The 23,996-nt window shown below is 70.7% G+C and carries 22 protein-coding genes and 1 pseudogene; 9 read left to right on the top strand and 14 right to left on the bottom strand.

The annotated features are described in order from the left end of the window. Positions 1-10 precede the first annotated feature (10 nt). The 3 genes from WME95_RS35905 (at position 11) to WME95_RS35915 (ending at position 4,429) form a co-directional block, all read left to right on the top strand. A complete protein-coding gene (locus tag WME95_RS35905; RefSeq protein ID WP_437903827.1) occupies positions 11-1,231 on the top strand; it encodes a cytochrome P450 in 1,221 nt (406 codons plus the stop codon). Positions 1,232-1,545: 314 nt separating this feature from the next. After that, positions 1,546-2,469, top strand: a complete 924-nt coding sequence (locus tag WME95_RS35910; protein WP_437903828.1) for a hypothetical protein — start codon at positions 1,546-1,548, stop codon at positions 2,467-2,469. A gap of 934 nt (positions 2,470-3,403) precedes the next feature. Next, on the top strand, positions 3,404-4,429 hold the full coding sequence (locus WME95_RS35915) for a hypothetical protein (protein ID WP_437903829.1): 1,026 nt from the start codon (positions 3,404-3,406) through the stop codon (positions 4,427-4,429). A 45-nt stretch (positions 4,430-4,474) separates the two neighbouring features. Here WME95_RS35915 and WME95_RS35920 read toward each other — a convergent pair whose 3' ends face one another. The 5 genes and pseudogenes from WME95_RS35920 to WME95_RS35940 form a co-directional block, all read right to left on the bottom strand. Next, positions 4,475-5,068, bottom strand: coding sequence for a response regulator (locus WME95_RS35920; RefSeq protein WP_437911060.1), 594 nt, complete (start codon positions 5,066-5,068; stop codon positions 4,475-4,477). Between the two features lie 16 nt (positions 5,069-5,084). Next, positions 5,085-5,756, bottom strand: a pseudogene (locus tag WME95_RS35925) (GAF domain-containing protein); the annotation flags it as partial. Positions 5,757-5,776: 20 nt separating this feature from the next. Continuing rightward, positions 5,777-6,262 carry a hypothetical protein gene (locus WME95_RS35930; protein WP_437903830.1) on the bottom strand — a complete coding sequence of 162 codons (486 nt, stop codon included), beginning with the start codon at positions 6,260-6,262 and terminating at the stop codon, positions 5,777-5,779. A gap of 475 nt (positions 6,263-6,737) precedes the next feature. Beyond that, on the bottom strand, positions 6,738-7,352 hold the full coding sequence (locus WME95_RS35935; RefSeq protein WP_437903831.1) for a cytochrome b: 615 nt from the start codon (positions 7,350-7,352) through the stop codon (positions 6,738-6,740). Beyond that, on the bottom strand, positions 7,349-8,467 hold the full coding sequence (locus WME95_RS35940; protein ID WP_437903832.1) for a catalase family peroxidase: 1,119 nt from the start codon (positions 8,465-8,467) through the stop codon (positions 7,349-7,351). Before WME95_RS35940 ends, WME95_RS35935 begins: the two co-directional genes overlap by 4 nt. Before the next feature lie 168 nt (positions 8,468-8,635). On the opposite strand from WME95_RS35940, the gene WME95_RS35945 reads away from it, so the two are divergent. Both WME95_RS35945 and WME95_RS35950 read left to right on the top strand, forming a co-directional pair. Further along, the gene (locus tag WME95_RS35945) at positions 8,636-9,145 is read left to right on the top strand and encodes a sigma-70 family RNA polymerase sigma factor (protein WP_437903833.1); all 510 of its coding nucleotides are present in this window, start codon (positions 8,636-8,638) and stop codon (positions 9,143-9,145) included. Beyond that, a complete protein-coding gene (locus WME95_RS35950) occupies positions 9,142-9,894 on the top strand; it encodes an anti-sigma factor family protein (RefSeq protein WP_437903834.1) in 753 nt (250 codons plus the stop codon). The genes WME95_RS35945 and WME95_RS35950 overlap by 4 nt, the downstream gene beginning before the upstream one ends. 94 nt (positions 9,895-9,988) lie before the next feature. Here WME95_RS35950 and WME95_RS35955 read toward each other — a convergent pair whose 3' ends face one another. The 8 genes from WME95_RS35955 to WME95_RS35990 form a co-directional block, all read right to left on the bottom strand. Then, positions 9,989-10,999, bottom strand: a complete 1,011-nt coding sequence (locus tag WME95_RS35955; RefSeq protein WP_437903835.1) for a cupin-like domain-containing protein — start codon at positions 10,997-10,999, stop codon at positions 9,989-9,991. 49 nt (positions 11,000-11,048) lie between these two features. Beyond that, on the bottom strand, positions 11,049-11,603 hold the full coding sequence (locus WME95_RS35960; RefSeq protein ID WP_437903836.1) for a hypothetical protein: 555 nt from the start codon (positions 11,601-11,603) through the stop codon (positions 11,049-11,051). Positions 11,604-11,772: 169 nt separating this feature from the next. Further along, on the bottom strand, positions 11,773-13,038 hold the full coding sequence (locus tag WME95_RS35965) for a hypothetical protein (protein ID WP_437903837.1): 1,266 nt from the start codon (positions 13,036-13,038) through the stop codon (positions 11,773-11,775). 133 nt (positions 13,039-13,171) lie between these two features. Then, on the bottom strand, positions 13,172-14,062 hold the full coding sequence (locus WME95_RS35970; RefSeq protein ID WP_437903838.1) for an STAS domain-containing protein: 891 nt from the start codon (positions 14,060-14,062) through the stop codon (positions 13,172-13,174). A gap of 34 nt (positions 14,063-14,096) precedes the next feature. Further along, positions 14,097-14,582 carry a hypothetical protein gene (locus WME95_RS35975; protein WP_437903839.1) on the bottom strand — a complete coding sequence of 162 codons (486 nt, stop codon included), beginning with the start codon at positions 14,580-14,582 and terminating at the stop codon, positions 14,097-14,099. 362 nt (positions 14,583-14,944) lie between these two features. Further along, complete coding sequence (locus tag WME95_RS35980) at positions 14,945-15,952, bottom strand: RNA polymerase sigma factor (protein WP_437903840.1); 1,008 nt, start codon at positions 15,950-15,952, stop codon at positions 14,945-14,947. Then, a complete protein-coding gene (locus WME95_RS35985) occupies positions 15,949-16,536 on the bottom strand; it encodes a dihydrofolate reductase family protein (protein WP_437903841.1) in 588 nt (195 codons plus the stop codon). Before WME95_RS35985 ends, WME95_RS35980 begins: the two co-directional genes overlap by 4 nt. A 231-nt stretch (positions 16,537-16,767) precedes the next feature. Next, a complete protein-coding gene (locus WME95_RS35990; RefSeq protein WP_437903842.1) occupies positions 16,768-17,421 on the bottom strand; it encodes a DUF1287 domain-containing protein in 654 nt (217 codons plus the stop codon). Positions 17,422-17,750: 329 nt separating this feature from the next. Here WME95_RS35990 and WME95_RS35995 point away from each other — a divergent pair, with 329 nt between their 5' ends. From WME95_RS35995 to WME95_RS36005, 3 genes are all read left to right on the top strand, one after another. Next, entirely contained in the window at positions 17,751-18,485 is a 735-nt protein-coding gene (locus WME95_RS35995; RefSeq protein ID WP_437903843.1) for an iron-containing redox enzyme family protein, read from the top strand. A gap of 112 nt (positions 18,486-18,597) precedes the next feature. Continuing rightward, positions 18,598-19,584, top strand: coding sequence for a hypothetical protein (locus WME95_RS36000; RefSeq protein ID WP_437903844.1), 987 nt, complete (start codon positions 18,598-18,600; stop codon positions 19,582-19,584). A 60-nt stretch (positions 19,585-19,644) separates the two neighbouring features. Further along, entirely contained in the window at positions 19,645-20,607 is a 963-nt protein-coding gene (locus WME95_RS36005) for an NAD(P)-dependent alcohol dehydrogenase (protein ID WP_437903845.1), read from the top strand. A 33-nt stretch (positions 20,608-20,640) separates the two neighbouring features. On the opposite strand, the gene WME95_RS36010 is transcribed toward WME95_RS36005, so the two are convergent. Then, the gene (locus tag WME95_RS36010) at positions 20,641-21,936 is read right to left on the bottom strand and encodes a serine hydrolase domain-containing protein (protein WP_437903846.1); all 1,296 of its coding nucleotides are present in this window, start codon (positions 21,934-21,936) and stop codon (positions 20,641-20,643) included. A 347-nt stretch (positions 21,937-22,283) separates the two neighbouring features. Here WME95_RS36010 and WME95_RS36015 point away from each other — a divergent pair, with 347 nt between their 5' ends. Next, positions 22,284-23,936: a sigma 54-interacting transcriptional regulator gene (locus WME95_RS36015; protein ID WP_437903847.1), complete on the top strand. Its 1,653-nt coding sequence runs from the start codon at positions 22,284-22,286 to the stop codon at positions 23,934-23,936. Positions 23,937-23,996 lie beyond the last annotated feature (60 nt).

The raw sequence follows: 23,996 nt of genomic DNA on the forward strand, positions 1-23,996 counted from the left end.
AAGAAGGACCATGGCCGTCACCTCTGGCTTCGACCTCACGAGCGAACGCTTCTTCGCCGATCCCTTCCCGACGCTCGATCGGCTCCGCACCGAGGCGCCGGTCTACTTCTTCGAGCCGCTCCAGTGCTTCCTCATCACCGCTCCTGCCGATATCGAGGGGCTCGTGAAGGACCCGAGCTTCACCGCGCGGCGGGCGACGGCGATCCTCGGCAGCCTGGGCATGCTCGGCGAGGACGAGCTCTCGAGAAAGACGTTCGACTCCTTGTCGCGGCTCGCCTTCTTTCAGGACCCGCCGCGCCACACGAAGCTTCGACAGCTCATCATGAAAGGGTTCTCGCCGTCGGCCGTCGAGTGGATGCGCCCGCGGGTCGCGGGGCTCGTGCAGCGCGCCGCCGAGAAGGCGCGGCGCGACGGCGAGATGGATGTCGTCTCGGCGTTCTCCGAGGCGGTCGCGCTCAACACGCTCGCCGAGATGTTCGTGATACCCGAGGCCGATCGGCCGCAGTTCATGAGATGGTCGACGGACCTCCTGAAGCTCGCCGGCGGCGGGGTCACCTCGGACGAGCAGAAGCGGGCGGTGAAGCAGAGCTGCTGTGACATGGTCGACTACATGATGCGGCTCGTCGAGGAGCGCCGGAAGGCGCCGGGCGAAGACGTCGCGAGCAGGTTCATCGAGGCAGAAGGCGGAGACACCGAGCTCGCGGGCGAGGCGGCCATGCAATGCTTCCAGATGGTCGCCGCGGGGTTCGTCACCTCCGTGAACCAGATCGCGAACACCGTGCTCGCGCTCCTCAACCACCCCGCCGAGCTCGCGAAGCTCCGGGAGGCGCCAGGCCTCGTCCGCGGCGCGGTCGAGGAGAGCCTGCGCTTCGAGCCGTCCGTGCTCTCCCTCAGCCGTATGTGCGCGAGGGACACGGAGATCCGGGGCACCAGGGTCGCCGAGGGGCAGTTCGTCTTCGCGATGATCGCCGCGGCGAACCGCGATCCCGGGCTGTTCTCCGAGCCGGACCGCTTCGATATCACCCGGCAGCAGAGCCGGCACCTGACCTTCGGGAGCGGCGCTCATTACTGCCCCGGAGCCCCGCTCATCCGGATGGAAGTGGAGGAGTCGGTGCGCGCCCTGCTCTCGCTGCCGCGCTGGGAGCTCGCCGAACCGACATTGAGCTACGCCGGCTCGAACCTGCAGGACCGCGGGCCGAGCTCGCTGCGCGTTCGCTTCCCCGCAGCCTGAAGCGGGCGGGCTCGGCCCACTGGCCGACGCGCCGCTGGCCGCTGACGCCCCGACCGAGGCGGCCACCCGAGAAGAGACAGTCACCCAGCTCTTCAAGGACGTAGCCAGCGATCTGAAAGGCACGAGGGGCGCCGTGCGCCCCGATCGGCGCAAGCCGCTGGTCACCGCAGGAATCCCGGCGACACGCTCGGCACCGGACACGGCGAGCCGAGCACCGATGGCGGGGACGATGCTGCCACCGCGCTCTTGCGGCGGGCGCTCCCGCTCGATATGCAAGCTGGACGATGTATCGTGCATCCGACGATGCGGCCCTCGTGCGAACGGCCGAGGCGCAGGTGCTCGAGAGCTACGCCGCGCTCGTGCAGGTCGTGGCGCGTGTCGCGGCCCTCAATGCGCGCCTCGTGCAAGGCGGGGTCGCCCCGATTCCGCTCGCCACGTACACGCCGCCGCCCGCCGCGGCGGGGGTGCCGGCCTCCGTGGAGCTCCTCCAGGGCCAGCGCGCGTACTACGCCGGAGAAGCAGCTCGCCTCGGCGAGGCCCTCCGCGCGATGGAATCGGCGCTTGCCCAGCGCGCTCGCCCTGTCGCGCCGCTCCGGCCGGGGCCGCGCGCCGTGCCTGCCGCGTACGTCTTCGCGGAGCTGTCCCGCGGGGCATGGTCCTTCTTCAGGATCGCCCTGTTTCCTCCCTTCACGATGCTGATCGCGCCGGCCCTGCTCGCCCCGTGGTTCGCTGGACCGCTCGAGGGCGCCGCGGCGATGGCTGCGTTCCTCGTCGTGCTCTGGGGCGTGTCGCTGGCGGGCGCGAGGAAGCGCTTGCGGCTCCTCGCGCGCGGCGAGGTCGGCGCCGTGCTCCAGAAGAGCCAGGCGTACTCGGGCGTGCGGCTCAGGAACTGGCCCATGCTCTGGACGAACGGCTGGGACATCGCGCTGCGCCTGTACTCGGGCCTCGGCTCGGTGACGACGCTCACGGTGCAGACCCCGCGCGGGCGCATCGCGCAAGTCACGGTGCGTACGGGGCCATCGTTCCACGGCGTCGTGCTCGCCGATCCCGAGACGGGCGACGGCCTGGCGAACTGCGACTTCGCCTCCGCCCCGCGGCCGGACGCGCGGGGCGAATGGGACCCAGCTCTCCCGGGGCGCGTCTGGGCGGCGAGCTGTTTCTCGGTCATCGCGTCGCTCGCGCTCGCCGCCGCCACGACCGTCGCCGCGCTCGCCTCTCTGGACCTCTGGGAGTTTTAGCTCGAGGCTCGTGCTGCGAAGCTGCCTACTTCCCGCACACTGGCCGCCGCTCACGCGGTGAGAGGGCCTGACGGGCGACGACTGAGGCGAGGAGCCCCTCCTGCGGACGGGCTCTCCGTGGTGCCGCTCGCCCCACGGCCGATGCGCGCTCGACCTGGGTGCCACGGCAGCGCCGCGGCCGGCGTCATTCGTCCTTGGGCTTCTTCCCTGGTTCCACGCCCGGCACCGGGGCCCGCTTACCGGTGCGAAGGCCATCAGCTCACCGGAGCGAAAGAACATCAACCAGCCTGATTCTCAACACCTGCCCCTGCAACGATACTGAGCATGTTGACAACGCCGAGCAGGCTCAAGGCCGCGCCGACGTGCGCCTCGACCTCCGATGGTCCGCACCGAGCTCGGCCGCGACGATGTGCAACCCGCTGCGCTCAGATCGAGCTCGGCTTCGGACCGGGGCGAGCTTGAGAAGCCGTAACCGCAGGGACGCAATCCATGCCCTGAATCACAGTTGACGCCGCCCCTCCGCACACGCATCTGGAAATAACTTGGAGGAGGAGCATGCGCCACAGGCTGAAATTGAAGGCGATCCCTGTTCTCATTCCTCTCGGTCTCACGGTGTGGGCGTGCAACTACGACCTGGGCGAGTGCTATCTTAGGGGGACGGAAGGCACAGGGGCCGGAGAACCATTCCCACCGGGGTCAGCAGCTACGGGGACCGGTTCGGGAACGGTGACGATGTGGGAAGCGGCGCCACTGAGCAGATGGCAGGGTGCACGCCCGACAAGACATGCACAGACATGTACGTCGACTGCGAGGACAAAGGCCATCCATGCACGCGCATCATCGACGGCGGCAAATCTCTTTGCGCAATCTGTCGGCGCGATTGTCAGCTCAAAAAGCGATACACGTACGACGAGTGCTACCGGTGTGGGTTTGAATGAACACGACGATCCAGAAGTCCATGCGGGACGCAACGCATGTTGCCTTCGACACGCCGACGACAGAGCGCCTGGCACGACTCGGCGCGGGCAATACGGTGCGCGCGTCCGACTGCCTTATTATCGGACCGAGTCGAATGGACACCATGGAGCATGCTCGGACGCGTGAGGCATGGTGGTGTTCGTCCGATGTGTGGGACCGGCTCTATTCATCTGATGTCCGCTGGGATCTGCCCGTTGTCCTGTGGGTGTCATCGAGTCTCCACGAGCGAGTCAACCTCTGGAGGGCCTGTAGCTGGTTGCGTCACCTGGGGATCGCGCGTCACAATGTCTTTATCGTCGATCTTGATCCAGTACACCGCTCAAGGATCCCTGAGGAACCGCTGCCTCCGTTCGACTGCTCCGCATCGGTGTCTGATCATCCCGACGAGGTTCTTCTGGAGCGCCTCGACAAGGCGCGCCCCTGGCCACGGGAACGCTACGATCGTGCCGTCCGCCTCTGGGAGAGGTACGTCGATACGAATCCATTGCCTTTCGTCGAAAGGTGCACGCGTGGCGTCAAAGGGTTTCCAGAGCTCGCTCCCTTGTGGGCGCTTCTCTCTTCCTTCTTTCCAAGAAGGAGCACGAGAGGAGCCATACGCCTCAGTCGATTCGACGAGCTCATAGTGGCTCTTCTGTCGACGGAGTGGCAGACGCCGTTGGCCATGTGCGGCCAGAAATCGCGACTGGGCGCCGAGCTGTGGGAGCTGCTCGACTGCACGGGCGATCTGTTCCTACCACGCCGGCTGGAGCAATGGGCAGATCACGATTCGAGTGCGGTCGTGGAGCGGGCGACGGGACCGAAGCCGGCTGATGGCTACCCGATGCTATCGCTGGTCTATCGGCTCACCGATCGTGGCATGAAGCTCCGAGAAGGACTCGATCGGCTCGCGGATGCACCAAGCCTGTCGATCGCCGGGACCGAGGCGTATTCGACGTCATCTCCATGGGTGGTGCTCGATGATGGACGGCTAGCTCGGTTGTGATGGCCAGTCTCCACCGGCGTCACGATTGGCTTGCGGACGTTTTGTCTAAGCGCGGGCGCCGACGGAGCACAGGACCCGCTCGAGCTCGATGGGATCGATCGGCTTCGTCATGTGCAGATCGAACCTCGCCTCCCGGGAGCGGCGGCGATCTTCCGCGTGGCCGTACCCGGTCTGAGCGATGAGGTAGGCCCGCGCCGTGGCGGGATCGGCGCGCAGCGCGCGCGCGAGGGCATACCCATCCATCCCCGGCAACCCGAGGTCGCAGAGCACCACGTCGGGCGCGAGCGTGCGCCCCATGGCGAGCCCCGCGGGGCCCGTGTACGCGACCTCGGCCTGATGCCCGAGGAGGGCCAGCAACTGCTTGAGGATGTCCGCCGTGTCGCGGTTGTCCTCGACCACGAGCACCCGGAGCGACCCCTCCCGCGACGCGGTCGCTGGCCGGACGGGCTCCGGTCGTCCAATGGAACGAGCTGGCGCGGAGGAGAGCGGCAACCGGACGCGGAAGGTCGATCCGCGCCCTGGGCCCTCGCTGTGGGCCTCGACGGATCCGCCGTGCATCGCGATCAGGCTGTGCACGAGCGAGAGCCCGAGGCCGAGGCCGCCGCGCCGTCGATCGAGGCAAGCTCCGGCAGAGGCGATTGCGCTCGAGGACGGCCGCCACCTGCACGCTCAGCGTCTGCATGAGCGAGAGCTCGTCGGCGTTCAGGTGCGAGCGCTTGCTGGTGGCGAAGGCCAGGGTCCCGAGCAGGCGGTCGTGCGAGATGAGCGGATATCCCGCATAGGCCTGCACGCCCGCCTTTCTCAGCTCCGACCCGCATTCCAGGCTCGAGCGCTGGAGATCGAGGGCGATGAGGGGCATCCGGGTCGCCGCCACGGTCCCGCACATGAACTGGCCGAACCTGATCGTCCGATATCGCCGCTCGTCCTCGGGCGAGATGCCCGCGGCCGACTCGAGGACGAGGGTATTCGGCTCGTCGCCGATCATGTAATTGAAGTAGAGCTCGACGCCGAGGTCGTCTGCCAGCTCCTCGAAGAGGGATCCGAGGAGAGCCGAAGGCTCGTCGCAGAGCACGAGCCGACTCGCGGCTTTTGCCAGGATCCTCAGGTGCGCGTGTCCGGCTCGCGCCTGCCCGGTCGTCTCGGCCGCAAGAGCGAATTTCGGGTTGGGCGGCACGTGTACCCATCGGGCGGCACCGAGGGCCTCCTCGAGGCCACCCCCTTTGCCTTCACCCTGCACTGTACTGCGCGGCAGGCACGGCGCCACGGCGACGCTCGCCGCGTCGGGGCGTCCGCATTTCGCGGAATTTCCAGCGCCGGGGCGCCGCACCGCGTCCCGCGCGCGGGGTCTCAGCGGCTGGCCGCCGCCCAGCTGGCCAGCGGGTGCGCCTCGAACCAGCGCCGGGTGGCCTCGGCGCCGTTCTCGATCAGCGCGTCCATCTGGGCGGGGGTGATCTCGAAATCGGTGGTGGGTATGTTCGCGTTGTCGATGAAGACGGTCCTCTGGATGGTCGCGCTGTCGAGGGACAGGAGGGTCGAGGTATCGAGGACGAACGAGGTAAGGGCCTTTACATAGCCCTCCAGGCCGTCGATGCGAGCTGGCAGAGGGCGCCAGCCGTCCTTTGCGGAGTCGATCTGCGCCTTCGTCCCCAGGCTGAAGCCGAGCGTGCCGGGGTTGATGCCGACCGCCTTGCCGAGCAGGCCCAGGATAGGCCGGCGGCGCGTGCCGTCGAAGAGGTCGATGGGGTAATTCCACGACACGCCGCCGTCCACGTAGAGGTCGCCGCGGAAGGGGTATGCCTCGAAGAAGAGAGCGATCAGGGGCGCGCGCAGCACGCCGCAGAGGCTTCAACCCTGGGGTTGCGCGAAACCGCCTCGATCCCCCGGAGAAGATGCGCGGGGTGATGCGCCGCGGCCGCAGCCTCCCGTCATCACCTGCGGCCCCGGCGAGGCAGGCGCGGCCCCGAAGAGGCACCCATCAACGCAGCCGTCGACACACCCCTAAGCCATGTTTCCCGCAGCCAAACAGATGCGACGAGCATAGCACACGGTTCGCTTGGCCCCTCTGCGTAATCTGATCCTCGTGAGGGCGCCGCATTCCTGACGAACACGACGCCCTGGCTACGTTCAACCTGGAGGATTCTTTCATGGTAAGGATGCAGAAAGTGTGGCTGGCGGCTCACGCCGGGGTCGACAATGCTGGCCGGATGGCGAGATGGCGAGATCGGAGTCGGCATCTCCGACGTGGGGATAGGTACGACCCGTCCTTGGCTGGAAGCCTTTCCACCGGGAGACGGGTGCCTCATAGGCGTTAACCAAGCTTCGCGCCGCGTTCTCCTACATCCGACGGGGGCCTCCCATCTCCCGCGTGGACACGCCGGCTCAGCCGCGGCCTCCACCGCGGCGCCATGCTCGCGAAGACGTCGTCGTTTCGGATCAAGAGGTGAAAGAGCGCCGCCGCGAGGTGCTGGAGGAAGACGCCGAAGAGCAGCAGGGCGAGGTAGGTGTGAGCGCGGCGCAGCGCCGCGTGGAGCGCCGGGCTCTGCGGCGCGATCGAGGGCAGGCTGACCCCGCCGAGCAGCGTCACCGGATAGCCCCCCGCCGAGAGCATCGCCCAGCCGACGATCGGAATCGCGAACATCAAGACGTAGAGCACGACCTGCGATGCGCCCGCCGCGCGCCGTTGCCAGGCCGGCATGTCTGCCGGCAGCGGCGGCGCGCGGCGCGCGAGGCGCACCCCGAGGCGGACCGCCGTGAGCGCGAGGAGCACGACGCCCAGCGACCGGTGCACCGGCAGCAGCGAGGTCCGGGCGCCGCTCACGGTCGAGGCCATGCCCACCCCGATGAACAGCATGGCGACGATCGCGACGGCCATGATCCAGTGCAGGATGCGCGCAGCAGGGTGGAACTGGTGCGGAGGGCTCATCGGCGCGCGCCCTCCTCGGCGGGGCCACGGGAGAGCGCGCTCGGCGCCGGCCCCTCGCCCGCGCGACGCGTGAGCGAGACCGCGTAGGCCGATGAGCGCGCGCTCAGCAGCGGATCGTCCGAGGGCTCGATCCCGGCCGGCAGGATCAGCGGATCGAAGGTGATGTCACGGCAGGGCCCCGCCGCCTCCGTCGCGGCGCGCTCCACCACGAGCGTGCCGACCTCGACCTGCTCGCGATCCTGGGGCCACTCGCGCGTGGCGTCGCCCGTGGGATCGCCCGGGGCCGCGAGCGTCACCCGCATCCGCCAGCGCAGCGGGCCACGCGCGAGGCGCGCGATGACCTCCTCGAAGAGGAAGCTCTGGGGCCTCGAGGCGAGCGTCCCCTTGTCCAGCGCCTCCAGGGGAGCCTCGGGCACCATCGACCAGCGGACGTCGCGCGCCGGGCCGGCGCCGCCGGTGAAGCGGAACGCGTTCACGCTGTGGTACGTGCCGTTCGCGAAGCTCGACGGCAGATCGCTGTCGCGCAGCCGGGCCATGAAGGCGCGCGTCTCCGGGTGGGCCGAGAGGAAGCCCTCCACGCGCGCGGCGTCCGGCTCCCCCGTGGCCGCGACGGGCGAGGTGGCGCGCTGAAAATCGAGGAACGCCGCGGGCGTCGCGACCGGAAACACAGGGATGTGGTTCATGGCGGTGCGCCATTGCTCGCCGCCCGGCAGCGAGAAGCCGAGGGCCATGCTGCGCAGGGCGACGCGCCCGTCGGGCGCGTACGGCGCGCCGCCGCCCGTCGAGAAGCGCCCGATCACGGGGACCTCGCCCTGCGCGAACACGCTCGCCCTGGAGAGCTGCGCGCCCGCGCCGCTCGCCTCGAAGCGCCCGGTGAAGCAGACGCCCTTCGCGTGCGCGCGGCGAAAGCCCGGGTGCAGGCCGTCACGCCCCTCGAGCGCGTCGACGAGCTTCGCCGGGGTCAGCCGCGAGGGGTCCAGGACCCCCGCGACGAAGGCGAACGCCGCGGCCAGGGCGGCCAGGATCGCGAAGATCAGCGAGGCACGGGCGATCTCGCCGGCCTTCGCGCGCAAGAGGCCCCGGAGGCCCCCGTGGGAACGCACAACTCCGAACATCACGAGCTCCTCCGCCATCGAGGCGGCGTGGTAGGTCGCAGCCGTGACGCGGCCCGGGGCGCGTTATTCCGCGGGCTACAAAGAAGATCCCCCCACGGAATAACCGTGGCGCGAGCGGCGTCTCGCGGCCGTGGAGGCATTGGAGCCGAGGAGCGGGCGGGAACGGCGATGAGCGATCTGAACGACGAAGAGCTGCGCGCCCTCTTGCCGGGCATGCGGAGGTTCGCGGCCTCGCTGACGCGCGACGCGAGCGCCGCCGACGATCTGGTACAGAGCTGCCTCGAGAAGACCCTCTCGCGCTGGCACACGAAGCGCCCGGAGGGGAGCCTGAAGGCCTGGCTGTACGCGATCATGGTCCGCCAGTTCCTCGACGGACGGAGGCGCGCGGGGCGCGTCCGGCGCTTGCTGGAGGCGTTCGGCGTCCGCGCCGAGGACGGGCGCCCCGGCGAGGAGGCCGTCATCGCGCGCTCCTCGCTCGGCGCGTTCGACAAGCTCTCGGCGGATCATCGCGCGGTTCTCTCGCTGGTCTCGGTCGAGGGGCTCTCCTACCAGGAGGCGGCGCAGGCCCTCGACGTGCCGATCGGCACGGTGATGTCGCGCCTCTCCCGCGCGCGCGACGCCTACCGGGCGCTGACCGAAGCCGAGCCGGCCCCCGCCCGGATCCGGAGGGTCAAATGAGCCCTGGGCCCCCGACCGAGGACGAGCTTCAGGCCTTCGTCGACGATCGGCTCGACGGCGACAGGGCGCGCGACGTCGAGGCGTACCTCGCCTCGCACCCCGACGAGCGCGCGCGCGTCGACGACCTTCGGCGAAACACCGGGGAGCTACGGGCCCTGCTCGCCGGGGCCGCCCTGCTGCCGCCGAACCCGCGCCTCGACCCGCTCGCGATCCGGCGCGATCTGCGCCAGCGCTCCCAGCGGCGCGCGATGCTCGGCGCCTCGCTCGCGGTCGCGCTCGGGATCGGCGCGCTCGGCGGCTGGACGGCGCGCTCCGTGAGCCTCCCCGGAGCGCCAGCTCCGATGGACGACGCGGTCGAGGCGTACCGCACCTTCGCCACGGATCGCGTGCGGCCGGTGGAGATGGCGGCGGGGGACGGGGGCGACCTTCAGGCCTGGCTCTCCGGTCGGCTGGGGCGCCCGGTGGCGCTGCCCGATCTGGCGCCGTATGGGTTCGACCTCCTCGGCGGCCGACTGCTCCCCACGTCCAGCGGCCCTGCGGTCCTTCTCATGTACGAGGACCGAGGCGGTCAGCGCGTGAGCTTCTATATCCGCCCGAGCTCGCGCCCGGGCGAGCTCACCGGCACGCGCCGCGACGGCGGGCTCGCGACGAAGTACTGGTTTCGCAATGGCTACGGGTTCGCCGTGGTCGGCCGCGCGGACGACCCGCGCATCGCGGAGGTCCAGGAGGCCGCGCGCCTTTCGATGTGACGCCGCGGCCCGCCCCCCGGGGAGGTCATCGGGGCCGATCACCGCCCTGAACCACGAGGTTCCTGATGGTCGAGACGCAGCCGCCCTCGATTCGTCAACCGATGTTGCTCGGCCGGTACCAGTCGAAGTTGTTGTGGAACGGAAAGCTGTTGATCCCCAGGCTGATGCTGGCGTCGAGCGCGCGGACATGGTGCCACCAGCCCACCGGGATGAAGAGCGCATCGCCCGGCTCGAGCACGACGTCCTTCACGAGCGCCGGGGCCATCGGGTCCTTCTCCGGGTCCCGATCGGCGTACATCGCGCGTGCGCCGTCGAACAGCGACGTCTCGAACGGCGCGATCATGCGGTAACGCTTCCTGCCGTACACCTGCCCGAACAGGATGTTGGACGTGTCGTAGTGCAGCGGCGTGACGGTCCCGGCAGGGCCGAGCCAGAGCGCCGAGGCGCCCAGCAGCCGCTGCGCGGCGCAGTACCCGTCCGGGAGCACCACGTCGTCCAGCAGCGCGCCGAGCCTCGTCCGCTCGAGGACGCGGTTGTTGGCGACCATGTAAAAGTCGTTCGTCTCCTCGCGCGCGGCGCCGGCGATGCGCGCGACGAAGTCGCGCAGCGGCGTGCTCTCGGTGTGCCGCGCCGCGTGCATGTCGTAGTCGGGATCGCTCTGGCGTCCTGTCGTGACGTCGACAACGACATCGCCGAAGCGCTCGGAGAGGTACGCCGGGGTCCACCGGCCGAAGGCGGGCCAGCGGGTCACGACGTCGGTCAGGACGACCGGGATGTTGCCGGCGACATAGACGTCGCGGAGCTCCTCGCCGGACACGCCGGAGCGCCGCGGGATCCCCGTCGGATCGCAGGCGACCGACGCCATTCTCTGCTGGAGCCGCGCCAGCATCTCGTGCCGCCGCGCCGACCTCGCGAAAGGCCGAGCGGCGACGAAGATGGGCGAACGGACGATGGCCGAGAGCAGCTCTCCGGCCTGCGCGCTGCTGACGCCGGCCGCCTGGAGCTGCTCCGAGATCTGGCCCTCGGGCACGCCGCGCAGCAGGTTCTCCGTGGCCCAGCGCCACCACTCGGGCGCAACTTCCAGCTCACGTTCCTGTTCGCCCATCTTCGACCTCACGATGTTGGGGAGCGCAACGGTGCGACGATCGAACGCCTCACTTGCACGGGGGAGGAGGCGGCGGCATCGGCGGGATGATCTCCCCCTCTTCCCCGTCCGGCGGCGGCGGCATCGGCGGGATGATCTCCCCCTCTTCCCCGTCCGGCGGCGGCGGCGGCATCGGCGGGATGATCTCCCCCTCTTCCCCGTCCGGCGGCGGCGGCATCGGCGGGATGATCTCGCCGCCCTCGCAGTCCGGAGGCGGCGGCGGCGGCGGCATCGGCGGGATGATCTCCCCCTCTTCCCCGTCCGGCGGCGGCGGCGGCATCGGCGGGATGATCCCCCCCTCTTCCCCGTCCGGCGGCGGCATCGGCGGGACAATCTCGCCGCCCTCGCAGTCCGGAGGCGGCATCGGCGGGATGATCTCCTCGTCCGGAGGTGGCGGCGGCATCGGCGGGATGATCTCGCCTTGATCGTCCGGGTCCCGTCCCTCGTCGACGCCCGGAGGACCACAGGCGACCACGAACACGGCAGCCGCCGCTGCGGCCGCTCGAGACACCCGCTGCACCAGGGCCGCCGTCCGAGGCGGCGGCGTGGGCAGCGGCGCTAACAAGGCTGCATCGTCCGAAAGAAAGTTACGTGACATGAACACCTCCGCTCAACACAGCTTGCAGGACATGTGCCATCTCGCTACTGCCGGGTATCCCTGAAAATCTCGCCTTCTACAGCGCCGCCCGACGCCCCCGTCGCGCGTGGCCCAGAGTGGCTCAGCGGCGTGCGGCTCACCGCAAGGCCCGCGCGAGCGCCGCCTCGTCGACCTCGTCCTCGGCGGCGCGCTCGAGCGCCGCGCGCAGCGCATCGTCCGCGGTGGCCCCGGCGGCGACGCGGATGCGCTCCTGCGCCTCGGGGTAGCCGGCGACGCGCAGGAGCAGGGCGGCACCCACCCGGCGATCCCGCGGGGCGCTCACGTCATCGAGGGCGAGGAGCGCGTCCTCGGGGGTCAGACCGGCGGCGCGGTAGTCGCCGCCGGCGAGCAGCTTGCGGAGGTCCTCGCGCCAGGCCGCGAGGTCGCGGCCGCCCCGCTCCAGCGCCTCGGCGCCGCGCGGCGCTGCGCCGGCAGCGGCCCCCTCGTGCGCATCGCGGATGCGCTGCGCGAGCGCCTCGGTCAGCGCTTCCCCCGTCCGGAGCACGACAGGGATGCCGCCGCCTCGGCGAGAGAGAACGAGCCGATCACCGCGCCTCCCGACCGAGTCGAGCTCGGCATAAGGGACCCAGACGGACGAGAAGGGCCGATCGATGCGCACACCGTCGGTGCCCACCACGACCTGGGTGCGGCGCGCGGCGCGACGGAGGAGCCACGTCGACCCCAGGGCGAGGGCAAACCACGCCACGACCGGCCCGGCGCTGCGAGAGGCCGGCAGCGGCAGGGCGATCGCTGCGATCACGATGAGCCAGAGGATCATGAAGAGCGGCAGACCGATGCAGCCGGCCGCGAGCTCGCGGTGGACGCTGCCGAGCGAGACCGCGACGCGCCGCTCCGTCGGGCCCATCCCGAGGGCCGCGAGCAGGCGCGCGCCCTCCTCTTCCCGCGCGATCTGCACCTCGATCACCCGCCCGCGGCTCAGGCGGAGCTCGACGCGGACGCGCAGATCCGACAGCACCATGCCAGAGAGGATGTCGGCGCGCGGGATCGAGCGCTCCACGGCGCCGAAGGCGAAGCGCAGCCCGGCCGCGTCGGCGGTCACGCGGACCGGCCCCTTCCGGCGAATGCCGGTGGTGATGGCCAGGGCGCTCGCGAGGGAGAGGCCCAGGGCGGCGACCACGCCGGGCACGGTCAGGGCGAGGGCGCTGAGCGCGACCCCGCGGAGGCTCGGCTCGCCCAGCGCGGTTGCGAGGATCATGGCGAGCACGCTGGCAAGGAAAGGCCCCGCGATCGCGAGCAGCGCGAGGCCCGCGAAGATGCGGCCGAGGCCCTCGTGGCGCGCCGCGAGCCGGTAGCTCGTGAGCTCGAAAGCAGGTCCGGAGGTCGCCCGCATCGCTCGGGCCATTCTGCGCCCTTTGTCGGGGAGATCTCCAGCGCGTACTTCTCGCCTCGTCCGTTGGCCTCATGGGCCGTGCTCCCCTTGCGTCCGGGGGGGCAGCCCGATCGGACGCGGGCGAGGGGGCCTCACAGCATCCCGCTCAGACCCGCGCGATCGCGGCCTGCAAACCCGATTGGAGGGTCCCGCTGATCCGCAGGGACGACCAGTCGACGTCGAGAGCGACGAGCGATCGCGCGACCTCCGCCGATATCCCGGTGAGCGAGCAGGTCGCGCCGAGAAGCCTCGCTGCGCCGATGGTCTGGAGCAGGTAACGGGAGACCTCGTCGCTCACCGAGGGCACGCCGGTGATATCGATGATCAACTCCCGCGCCGAGGTCCTGACGATGCTCGACAGCACACTCTCCATGATCTGCTGCGAGCGCCTGCTGTCGACCGTGCCGACGAGCGGCAGGACGAGGATGCCCTGCCAGACCTGGATCACCGGGGTAGACAGCGCGAACAGCGCCTCCTGCTGCTCCTCGATCAGCCGGATCTTCTCCTGCAGCGCCGCCGTGCGGCTCAGGACCAGCTGCTCGAGCTGTCGCTTGCTCTCCCGCAGAGCCTCCTCGGCTCGCCGCCTCCGCGCCGCGTCGTGGATATCGACGAGGATCGCCTGGCCCGACGCGAGATCCACCTTGCGAGCGTAGCACTCCACGTGGAGCAGGCTGCCATCCTGGAGCGTACGGGGACGGCACTCGAAGCTCTTGTGGACGTCGCCCAGCAGCTCGGGCCAGAGCTTGCGCAGCGGATCGAGCGGATGAGCAACGCCGGCGCTGCCCTCGACGACATCGAAGAGGCGCACGCCCTCGTGCCCGACCTCGAACATCTCCAGCAGGCGGGCGTTGTAATCAGCGACGGAGCCGTCGAGTCGATAGACGATGACGGCGTCGCGAAGCTGATCGAATATCTCGCCCAGCCTCGCCGGTGAGCGGTCCGGCTGCCCGTGCCCAGGAGCGGCCTCGCTGCGTGCTATGTCGTGGTGCTCCTGCATCCCGGCGCCCCTCGCTCAGCGTTCATCGCGCGGCTCAACCGCGCGTCCTCAGCCATTGCAGGGCGTCCTGCTCGGAGGAGAACGAGGCGTTCACGTTGTCGATCTCGTTCGCGAATCGCTCCAGCGCGAATCGATTGGCGTCGTCCTCCACGCTCTCGTCTCGCTTGACGAACACGGCCAGGTGCCGCAGGCCGGCTGCGAAGAGCCGCGGCATCACGTCGTCTCGCAGGTGATCGTTGACGCCGTCCCAGCTCGCGGCCCACTGGCTCAGGTCAGCGAGGATCTTTGTGCACTTGCTCTCGACGAAGGCTTCCACGAAGTGCCCTCCGAGAATCTCCTTGATCTCCTCATCGAAGACCTCACCGAACCACCGGTGGATGAGGATGCGCTGATCGCGATGGGTGCTCTCGATCGTATGGATGCGGCGGCCGAGGATGTTGAACGTATCGATGGCCCCCGCGGTCTTCACGACGGAGATGCCGGTTCGTGTCTCGGTCGATTGCTTGATAACGACACTCATGGATCCCCCCTGATACCCCCGGTCAGACAGGCGGCCCTCGACGACGCCTGCCCCTGGGACAGGACACCTCATTCCATCCAACCTGTCAAGATCAGCCCGGACTGACATCTCAGCGAACGTGAACCACGTCACAGGTGAGCCCCTCCAGGCGACATGTCGTGACTCGGCTCATAGGGCGACGCCCGGCGGCCCCGGCGACCCGACCCGGGCTTCACCCGCCTAAGGAGGGCCGAGGTCCTTGTAAAGTGGTTTGCCCAGCCAGGACGCCGCCGCGGCGAGATCGCCGTTCCCGGGTATCCCCACGTGCTCTTGGTGGACAGCCGCTCACCCCCCGTGGCCCTTCGTCCTTGAGCGACCGGGCGCTACCCGTGGATCCAGTAGCGGTAGCCGTTGGTGCGGAAGGGCACGTCGAGCTCGCGGCAGATCTCGGCGATCACATCGGGGGTGAAGAAGTAGTTGCGGATGCGGGCGATGTGCTCGCCGTCGGTCTCGACGGTCCAGACGGTGCGCACCGCCGGTCCGGTGTCGTGATCGAACCAGAAGAGCAGCAAGAGCTCCCCGCGGTGCTCGCGCACCTCGCAGCGCGGCGGGCCGCCGAGGTAGCCCACCAGGTGACGGGCATCGACCCCGCCGGCGTCGGTGGTCGTGATCGGCGAGAGGCTGCCGACGAACGACCCGGTGCGCGGATCGGCCGGGGGCTCGCGCCCGTACTCGGTCACCACGCCCACGATCTCGGTGATCGAGCTGTCGAGGAGCAGCGAGGTCAGGGCCGGCAGGTCGCGGGCGTTGAAGGCGGCGCAGAAGGCGTCGAGCACGCCCGGCGCGGGCGCCCGGGGCTCGTCGGCCTCGGGCGCCACGAGCTTGCCGCGGCCGCGGTGCAGCGCGGCCTTGACCGCGCCGACCGAGGTCGAGAGCGACGCGGCGACCTCTTCGAGCGAGAAATCGAACACGTCCTTGAGCACGACCGCCGCGCGCTCCTGGGGCGACAGGTGCGCGACCAGGGTGCCGGCGGCCTCGCGCGACGCCCGCTCATCGGGCGCGTGCCCTGGCGCCGGGGGCGCTGCCGCGGGCTCGCCGATCGCGTCGCGCTCGAGCCGCTGCCGCCGGGCGCGGTCGATCCAGAGGTTCGACGCCACCCGGAACAGCCAGGCGCGCGGGTTGGGCAGCTCGTGGAACAGGGTGCCGAGCGTGACGAAGCCGCGGGCCATCGTGTCCTGCACCAGGTCCTCGGCGTCCCACGGGCTCCGGGTCAGGTAGCGGCAGTAACGGTACAGCTCGGGCCGGAGCGGCTCGAACACGTCGAGGAACCGCTGCCATGACGCCTTCACGTCATTGCTCAGCTCGCCGAGGTCGCGCGGCTCGTCGCTCATGACCAGACAGGCTCGTAGCACAGGACCGACAGCCCGCCGCCCAGGTTCTGGGTCCGGATCTGCCGCAGCGAGAGGCGCTGGTCGCGGCGCGCGAACAGCGGCGTGCCGCCCCCGAGCACCACCGGGTGAACGATCAGGCGGAATTCGTCGACGAGGCGGTGCTCGATCAGCGTCGACACGAGCGCGGCGCCGGCCCACGCGACGATTGGCTTGCCGGGCTGCCGCTTGAGCGCGGCGATCTCCTCGGGGTCGTGGGCCACGCGGGTGTTGGCCCACGCGGCGTGCGTCAGGGTCCGGGACAGCACGACCTTGGGCAGGGCGTTCATCTTGCGCGCAAACGCGAGGTCCTGCGGCGAGCGTGCGTGCGCCTCGGCGTCGGGCCAGTACTGGAGCATGAGCTCGTAGGAGGTGCGCCCGTAGACCGCGAGGCCGACGGAGTCGATCATCTCGTCGCAGTACCGCTCGAACTGCGGGTTGCCGTCCTGGAACCAGTCGAGCTCGCGGCCCGGGCCCTCGATGTAGCCGTCGAGGGAGGTGATCATGGAGACGTAGAGGCGTCGTTCGGTCGGGGGTGTCGTCGTCATGGCCCACCGACGAACGGCGCGGCCGGAAGGATACGGGGGGCGAAAAAAATTGTTGGGAGGAGAGGAAGAAGGAGAGATTCACAGGGAGACGGGGAGGCGGGGAGGCGAGAGATGGGGATCAGTCGTTCGAACCCGCAGGCTCGGCGCCGGCGGCTTCGGACGGCATCGATGCGGGGCGGCGAGCAGGCTCGAAGGATGATCCCCACCTCTCGCCTCTCCACCTTGCTCTGTCTATCTCTCTCTCCTCCCCGTCTCCCCGTCTCCCTGTGAACTCTCTCTTGCTCTGCTGCCTGCCCCTGAGCGGCTCAGACGGAGCCTGAAGTGGCCCAGCACGGTCCAGGCGTCGAGCACATCGTCCTCGCTCGGCGTCGGCCCGATGTTGTGGAGGACGAGCGGGAGGCCGCGCGGCCCCTTGCGATCGCTGACGATGCCCACGTGATCCGGCGTGCACGAAGGGCACGGCTTGAGCGCCCAGACCACGATATCGCCAGGCTCCCAGGTGCTCACTGCGGCCCTGTCGAACGTCCTGGGGAGCGACGTGGCGTGGGCGCGCAGGTAGGTAAGCATCGGCCCGACGCGGCGATGATCGATGTTGCGATCGGGACGCTCGACCGTCGTGTAGACCGCCCGGCGCGCGAGGATGTCTTCGTGAATCCTCTCCTGGAGATCGACGCCCGCGGCGCGGACGGCGCGTACGACGACATCGGTGCAGACGCCGCGATCGGGGGCCGGATCGCCGTTGGGGTAGCCGATCGCGACCCACGCTGGATCGTAGGTGACGCCGCGGGCGACCTCGAGGCGGGCGCGGGCGACGATCGGATCGCCGGACGCGAGCGCGATGGCAGGCTCGGCAGGAGGCGCCGAAGCAGGCTCAGGCGCAGGCACGGGGAGCAGCGCGGGCGCCTCCGCGCGTCCAGGCGCAGCGGCCGACGCGTGGCGACTCTCGCGCGGAGCAGGCCCTTGCGAGCCACAGGCCACGAGGGTAACCGCGGCGACCAATCCCCAGGAACGTGAGCTCATGGCGCGTCATCGGCCGGAGCGGGCGATCTGTGACAAGGACGGCCCGCGAGCGCCGCACGCTCTCCAGCTCCTCCCCCGCCCTCCCCTGGCCCCGCGGCGCCTTCCGCGCGACCTGCGACCCTGCGACGACGGCGCTGGGCAGACGCCGTCGGTGCTGTACAACCAAGGCTCACCCCTTGCCGAGGAGCTGCCGCATGACGCGCCGTCTTCAGGAACGCCTGCTCGCGATCATGGACCGCAAGAACCACTGGGCCTGGGCGCACCTCACCGGCCCCGGCCTCACGCGAGACCAGCTCGCTGCCCACTTCCGGCACGAATACCGGGTCTACGTGCGCGACTTCCCGGTGCTGCTCGCGCGCGTGCTCGGCCAGTCGCCGCCGGCTGCGGTGCGCAGCGCCCTCGCCGAGAACCTCTTCGAAGAGCAGACGGGCAAGCTCTCGCTGGGCGTGTCGCACCCGGCGCTCTTCCTGGAGATGATCGACGGCCTGGGCATCCCGCGCGCGGCCATCGAGGACGAGTCGCTCCCGCTCGAGCCCGAGGCCCACGCCTACCGGGCGCTGCTCGACCATGTGAGCGCGGCGCCGCCGTGGGTCGTGGGCGCGGCGGTGCTGACGATCTTCGTGGAGGGCAGCGTGCACGAGCGCGCGGAGCTGCTCGGACAGCGCGAGGCGCCGCCGATCGACGAGGCGCTGCGCGCGCACCCGATGGTGCGGCACTACGGGTGTCCGCCCGAGCGCATGCGCCTGGCGAGGGCGCACCGGGCGGTCGAAGGGGGACACCGGCGGGACGCGTGGGAGATGGTGCTGGGGCACGCGCCGGACGAGGGCCCGATGGCGGACGCGGTCGCGTCGGCGGTGGCCGCGGCGCACGCGGCCTGGCTGGCGTACCGGGATGGAGTCGCGCGCGCCATGGGGCTCCGGCAGGCCTGAGCTGGCCTCGGCGCACTCCTCCGGTTCTGCCTGACACGCGCAGGGTTCACTGATAGAATCGCGCGCATCGCTTGGGCCGTTCTGCGCCCGTTTCTTGAGGAGATCTCCCAGTATGTCCTTCTCGGCTCGCTCCTTTGCCTTCTTTGCCATGTACACGCTCGCGTCCGTGGCCGCGTGCGGCGGCGAATCCAGCTCCGGGGCCGGCGGCGCCGGCGGGTCGGGCGACGACGCCGCGGGCCCGGGCCCCGGGAGCACCTCCGCGGGCCCCGGCGCGACCAGCGGCGGCGCCACGAGCGGCGGCGGCGCCACGAGCGGCAGCGGCAGCGCCACGACGAGCAACGGCTCGGGCGGCGCCACGAGCGGCAGCGCCACGAGCAGCGGCTCAGGCGACGTCACCACGACCGCCACGAGCACCGGAGCCGGCGACACAACGACCAGCACGGCGGCGACCGGCGGCACGGATCCCGGCGGGTGCAGCATCTTCTGCTCCGACTTCGAGGGCGGCTCGCTGCCTTCCGAGGTCCAGTTCTTCCCCGAGTACCTGCGCGCGAGGATGGGCGAGTTCGTGACGCTGGACAGCACCGGTCACAGCGGCACCCGCTCGGTCAAGGTCACGGGCACGGACTTCAGCCAGATGCTCGGCGTGGCCGTGCCGAGCAACTTCTGGGGCAGGATCTACCTCAAGAGCGCCACCGACATCCAGATGGGCCACAACACGTATGTCGCGGCCGCAGAAGGCAACGGGGATCCCAACAACGGGGAGCAGATCCGCATCGGCGAGCACCAGTGTCAGCTCGAGCTGAACCGCAAGAGCGACGACAAAGAGATGCTCTCGAACGGCGGAATGTACATGTGCAGCGGCGGCGTGAAGCTCGTCGCGAACACCTGGTACTGCCTCGAGTTCCACTACGACGGGCCGGGCCGCTCGGTGAGCGTGTTCGTGGACGGCACCGAGGTCAACGCGATGCACGTCACGGACTGGGGCCCGTACGACTACAAGCTCTTCAAGTTCGGGTTCGAGAAGTACCACGGCGGGGCCAAGACGATGTGGTACGACGACCTCGCGCTCCACTCCGAGCGCGTCGGCTGCGGCAAGTGAGGCCGCGCCGCGCGGCGCTCGGGTGAGCCGGAGGGGCCGCGGGGACGCCGCGGAGACGAGATGAAGGCGATTGTCTACGACCGATACGGCTCACCCGACGTCCTGCGGCTCGAGGAGATCCCGAAACCCGAGCTCGGCGACGACGACGTCCTCGTGAGGGTCCACGCGGCCTCCGTGAACTCGTGGGACTGGGATCTCGTGACCGGGACGCCTGTGCTGTTTCGCTTCTGGGGGCTGCTCAGGCCCAAGCACAGGGTCCCGGGCGCGGACATCGCGGGTCGGGTGGAGGCCGTGGGCAAGAACGTGACCCGGTTCCGGCCCGGGGACGAGGTGTTCGGGGATCTCTGCCAGTGTGGCTGGGGCGGCTTCGCCGAGTACGCGCGCGCCCGCGAGAGCGCGCTGACGCCCAAGCCCGCCGGGATGACGTTCGAGCAAGCCGCGGCCCTCCCTCAGGCAGGCGCGATGGCCCTTCAGGGGCTCCGCGACGAGGGAGGGCTCCGGCCCGCGCAGAAGGTCTTGATCAACGGCGCAGGCGGCGGCGTCGGCACCTTCGCCATCCAGATCGCCGCGTCGCTCGGCGCCGAGGTCACCGGCGTGGACCGGACGGAGAAGCTGGAGACGATGCGCGGGGCCGGCGCGGCCGAGGTCATCGACTACACGCAAGAGGACTTCACGGCCGGCGGGAAGACCTACGATCTGATCCTCGACGTCGCGGCCCACCGCTCGATGTTCGACTACGCGCGCGCGCTGAACCGAGGGGGGACCTACGTGATGCTCGGGGGCTCCATCGGTCGAATCTTGCAGGTCTTGCTCGTCGGGCCCTGGATAGCGAGGAGCGAGCAAAAGAAGATGCGCCTCATGCCAGCGAAGGCGAACCACGACCTCGCTGCCCTGGGGGAGCTGTTCCAGGCGGGCAAGCTGAGCCCCGTCATCGATCGCTGTTTTCCGCTCAGCGAGGTCCCCGACGCGTTCCGTTACTTCGGCGAGGGCAGAGCGCGCGGGAAGATCGTCATCACCGTGTGACGGCGCCCCCCGTAGTACCGACCGGCGCCGGGCTCAGTCGTCGAGGACGGCGTTGACGATCCCGTCGAAGAACTCCCCGTTCCCGACCGCGTCGAGCATCCGGTTCCAGCCGATCTCATCGAACGGCGTCGGCACGCCGTGGTTCGTCAAGATGACCCCGATCAGCTCGCGGCGGCGATCGATCCACAGGAAGCACCCGGTGCCGCCCGCCTTGCCGTAAGAGCCGCTCGATAGGCGCGAGCCGCCGTTGGAGAATCGGCGGGTCGCGAGCTCCCAGCCATAGCCCTTGGGCGTCAGCAGGAGGTTCGTTATCGGCGAAACGTCGGTCTCCGACGCCCTCACCTCGGGCGTCTGGTTGCTCACCATCGCGGCGGCGGCCTGGCGGCTCAGGACGCGGACGCCGCCGTACCTGCCGCCGTTCAGGATCATCTGGCAGAACACCGCGATGTCCCGCGCCGTCGAGAAGGCGCCGTCACAGCCGGCGATCCCGCCGAGCGCGTGATCCTGCTCGTCCTGGACCTCGCCGCGCAGCACCCTCCCCCGGAGCTCGGAGTAGCCCGTGGCCGCGGTCCGCGAGATGAGCGCCGCCGACGGGTTGAAGGTCGTGTCGCTCATGCCGAGCGGGCCCCAGATGCGCGCCTTCGCGAAGGCGTCGAGATCCATGCCCGAGGCGACCTCGATCACCCGCCCGAGGAGGCGGTAGGTGAGATCGCTGTAGAGCACCTGCGTGCCAGGGACGTACTCGAGCGGCGCCTCCGCCATGCGCTGCCAGACGCGCTCGGCGTCCGGATCGTCCAGGAACTGGCTGTCCAGCGGCAAGCCGGCCGTGTACCGGAGCATGTCGCGCACGGTGATGGCCTCCTTGCCGTTGGCCGCGAACTCCGGGATGAAGTCGGCCGCCCGATCGTTCAGCCGCAGCACGCCGTCCTCCACGAGGATCACCGCCGACGTCGACGTCGCGAGGACCTTGGTGATGGAGAGCAGATCGAACAGCGTGTCGAGCGTCATCGGCTCGTCCGCACCACGGACCCGGGAGCCGAACGCCCGGTGCCCGACGATCTTGCCCCGCCGCGCCACCAGGGCGACCGCGCCCGGGAACAGGCCGTCGGTCACCCGGCGCTGGATGCGCGCAAAGACGTCCTCGATGCGCTCCGAGCACAGGCCGACGCGCTCGGGCAGCGCCGGGACGAGCTGCTCGTACGTCGTCTGGATGTGCGCCTCAGCCACCTTGGCCGACAGGACCGCCGGCGCGAACGCGGCCATCGCCGCCGTACGGCCCAGCCCCTGGAGAAGGCGCCTGCGATTGAAAAATCCATGCTCGGTGCACATGCTCGCTCCTGATCCGTGATTCGTGGGGGGCCGGGTCGCGCCGCCGCAGAGCCCGCTCGGGCGCGCTTTCCCGCGCCGTCGCCGAGGTCGCCATCGACGCTCGCGAGCGCCCGAATTCCTGGACAGCAGGAGGCGTGCCGGGCAGCGGACCCAGCGATTCGCGGCGCCGCCGCGCGACAGCGCCGGCGGACCGGTGCGCCGATCGTGCATCCGCCTGCACGATCGGCCGCGCGATCGCCCGCGCGCTCCCGACGCTCTGCACGGTCTTGCATGATTCGTGCAAATCTTCGTGCAGATCAACGCCAAACCAGCGCACGGCGGCGCGCGGCGCCGCGTAGGATGTGCTCGTGGACGAAGGCTTTCCCGGCAGCGATGTGCGGGGTTCCTGCGCGACGGTGCTCCGGCTCGCGATCGTGGCCGGCAACACGATCACCTTCGCCCCGCTGCCGCCCCACGGCCGGGTCGTCCTCGGGCGCGACGAGGGGTGCGACGTGCGGATCGACGATCGCTCGGTGTCGCGCCGGCACGCGGCCCTCCACGTCGGCCCGCCGCTCCGGGTCGAGGACCTCGGGAGCGCCAACGGCACCTTCGTCGGCGAGCCGCAGGCCCGCGCGCTGACGGCGCGCACCCACCGCCTGAGGCGCCTCTCGCGGGAGAGCGCCGAGGTCGGCGTCGGCGAGCGCTTCAACCTGGGCGCGACCACCGTCGTCGTCGGCCGCACGCCCGGCGGGGCGGCCGAGGAGCCCGACCGCGGAAAGCCGCCCGCGGACATCGTGCTGCTGGCCCCGTCGATGCTGGCGCTCTACGAGCAGGCCGCCCGCGCCGCGCGGAGCCCCATCAGCGTGCTCATCCTGGGCGAGACGGGGGTGGGCAAGGAGGTGCTCGCCCGGACCCTCCACGCGCGCTCGCCGCGGTCGAGCGGGCCTTACGTCGAGCTGAACTGCGCCGCGCTGCCGCCGTCGCTCCTCGAGGGCGAGCTCTTCGGCCACGAGAAGAGCGCCTTCACCGGCGCCAGCCACGCGCGCCCCGGCCTGCTCGAGGCGGCCCACGGCGGCACGCTGTTCCTCGACGAGATCGGCGAGCTGCCCCTCGCCTTCCAGGCGAAGCTGCTCCGCGTCCTCGAGGACCGGAAGGTGCTCCGCATCGGGGGCCGCACCCCCCGCCGGCTCGACCTCCGCTTCGTGGCGGCGACCAACCGCGATCTCGAGGCGGAGATCGCGCGCGGCGCCTTCCGCCAGGACCTCTACTTCCGGCTGAACGGCATCTCCCTCGTCGTCCCGCCGCTCCGCGAGCGGATCGCCGAGATCGGCCCGCTCGCCGGCAGGTTCCTCGAGGAGGCGTGCCGGCAGCTCGACCAGCGGGGCGCGCCGCGCATCTCGCCGGAGGCGCTCGCCGCCCTCGAGGCGTACGCCTGGCCGGGGAACGTCCGCGAGCTGCGCAACGTGATCGAGCGCGCGGCGGTCCTGTGCGCGGGGGAATCGGTCCTGGCCGCCGATCTGCCGCCGCACCTGATGAACGGCGCCACGCCCCCGTCGAGCCGCGCCGCGTCGCGGCCGAGCGGCACCATCCCCCCGCCGCCGCCATTGCCGCCGAGCGGCGCCGCGCTGCCGCCCGGCGGCGCCGCGCCCCTGTCGAGCCGCGCCGCACCCCTGCCGAGCACCGCCGCGCCCCCGTCGAGCCGCGCCACGCCCCTGTCGAGCGGCGACGCCCCCTCGTCGGACCGCGCCGCGCTGCCGCCGCCGCCGCCCAGCGGCGCCGGGCTGCCGCCGCCCAGCGGCGCCGGGCTGCCGCCGGCCGACGCGCCGCCTCCGAGCGGCGACGCCCTGGCGAGGCTCCGGCTCGAGATGAAGGCCGCGGACCGGCAGCGCGTCGTCGAGGCCCTCGAGCGGTCCGCGGGCAACCAGACGCGCGCCGCCAAGCTCCTCGGCGTCTCGCTGCGCACGCTGATCAACCGCATCGACGAGTACGGCATCCCGCGGCCGCGGAAGCGGTCGCCCTGAGCGCTCACGAGCGCGACGAGAGCGCCGCGCGCCGGGCGCCCAGCGCGCGGGACGCCCCCT

It is taken from the genome of Sorangium sp. So ce327 (assembly GCF_051530205.1).
In the GTDB taxonomy this organism is placed as follows: Bacteria; Myxococcota_A; Polyangia; order Polyangiales; family Polyangiaceae; genus Sorangium; species Sorangium cellulosum_B.

Coding starts and splice junctions, on each gene's coding strand:
- WME95_RS35905 (WP_437903827.1), top strand. CDS start 11: ATGGCCGTCACCTCTGGCTTCGACCTCACGAGCGAACGCTTCTTCGCC.
- WME95_RS35915 (WP_437903829.1), top strand. CDS start 3,404: ATGAACACGACGATCCAGAAGTCCATGCGGGACGCAACGCATGTTGCC.
- WME95_RS35935 (WP_437903831.1), bottom strand. CDS start 7,352: ATGAGCCCTCCGCACCAGTTCCACCCTGCTGCGCGCATCCTGCACTGG.
- WME95_RS35940 (WP_437903832.1), bottom strand. CDS start 8,467: ATGTTCGGAGTTGTGCGTTCCCACGGGGGCCTCCGGGGCCTCTTGCGC.
- WME95_RS35945 (WP_437903833.1), top strand. CDS start 8,636: ATGAGCGATCTGAACGACGAAGAGCTGCGCGCCCTCTTGCCGGGCATG.
- WME95_RS35950 (WP_437903834.1), top strand. CDS start 9,142: ATGAGCCCTGGGCCCCCGACCGAGGACGAGCTTCAGGCCTTCGTCGAC.
- WME95_RS35955 (WP_437903835.1), bottom strand. CDS start 10,999: ATGGGCGAACAGGAACGTGAGCTGGAAGTTGCGCCCGAGTGGTGGCGC.
- WME95_RS35965 (WP_437903837.1), bottom strand. CDS start 13,038: ATGGCCCGAGCGATGCGGGCGACCTCCGGACCTGCTTTCGAGCTCACG.
- WME95_RS35970 (WP_437903838.1), bottom strand. CDS start 14,062: ATGCAGGAGCACCACGACATAGCACGCAGCGAGGCCGCTCCTGGGCAC.
- WME95_RS35975 (WP_437903839.1), bottom strand. CDS start 14,582: ATGAGTGTCGTTATCAAGCAATCGACCGAGACACGAACCGGCATCTCC.
- WME95_RS35980 (WP_437903840.1), bottom strand. CDS start 15,952: ATGAGCGACGAGCCGCGCGACCTCGGCGAGCTGAGCAATGACGTGAAG.
- WME95_RS35985 (WP_437903841.1), bottom strand. CDS start 16,536: ATGACGACGACACCCCCGACCGAACGACGCCTCTACGTCTCCATGATC.
- WME95_RS35995 (WP_437903843.1), top strand. CDS start 17,751: ATGACGCGCCGTCTTCAGGAACGCCTGCTCGCGATCATGGACCGCAAG.
- WME95_RS36000 (WP_437903844.1), top strand. CDS start 18,598: ATGTCCTTCTCGGCTCGCTCCTTTGCCTTCTTTGCCATGTACACGCTC.
- WME95_RS36005 (WP_437903845.1), top strand. CDS start 19,645: ATGAAGGCGATTGTCTACGACCGATACGGCTCACCCGACGTCCTGCGG.
- WME95_RS36010 (WP_437903846.1), bottom strand. CDS start 21,936: ATGTGCACCGAGCATGGATTTTTCAATCGCAGGCGCCTTCTCCAGGGG.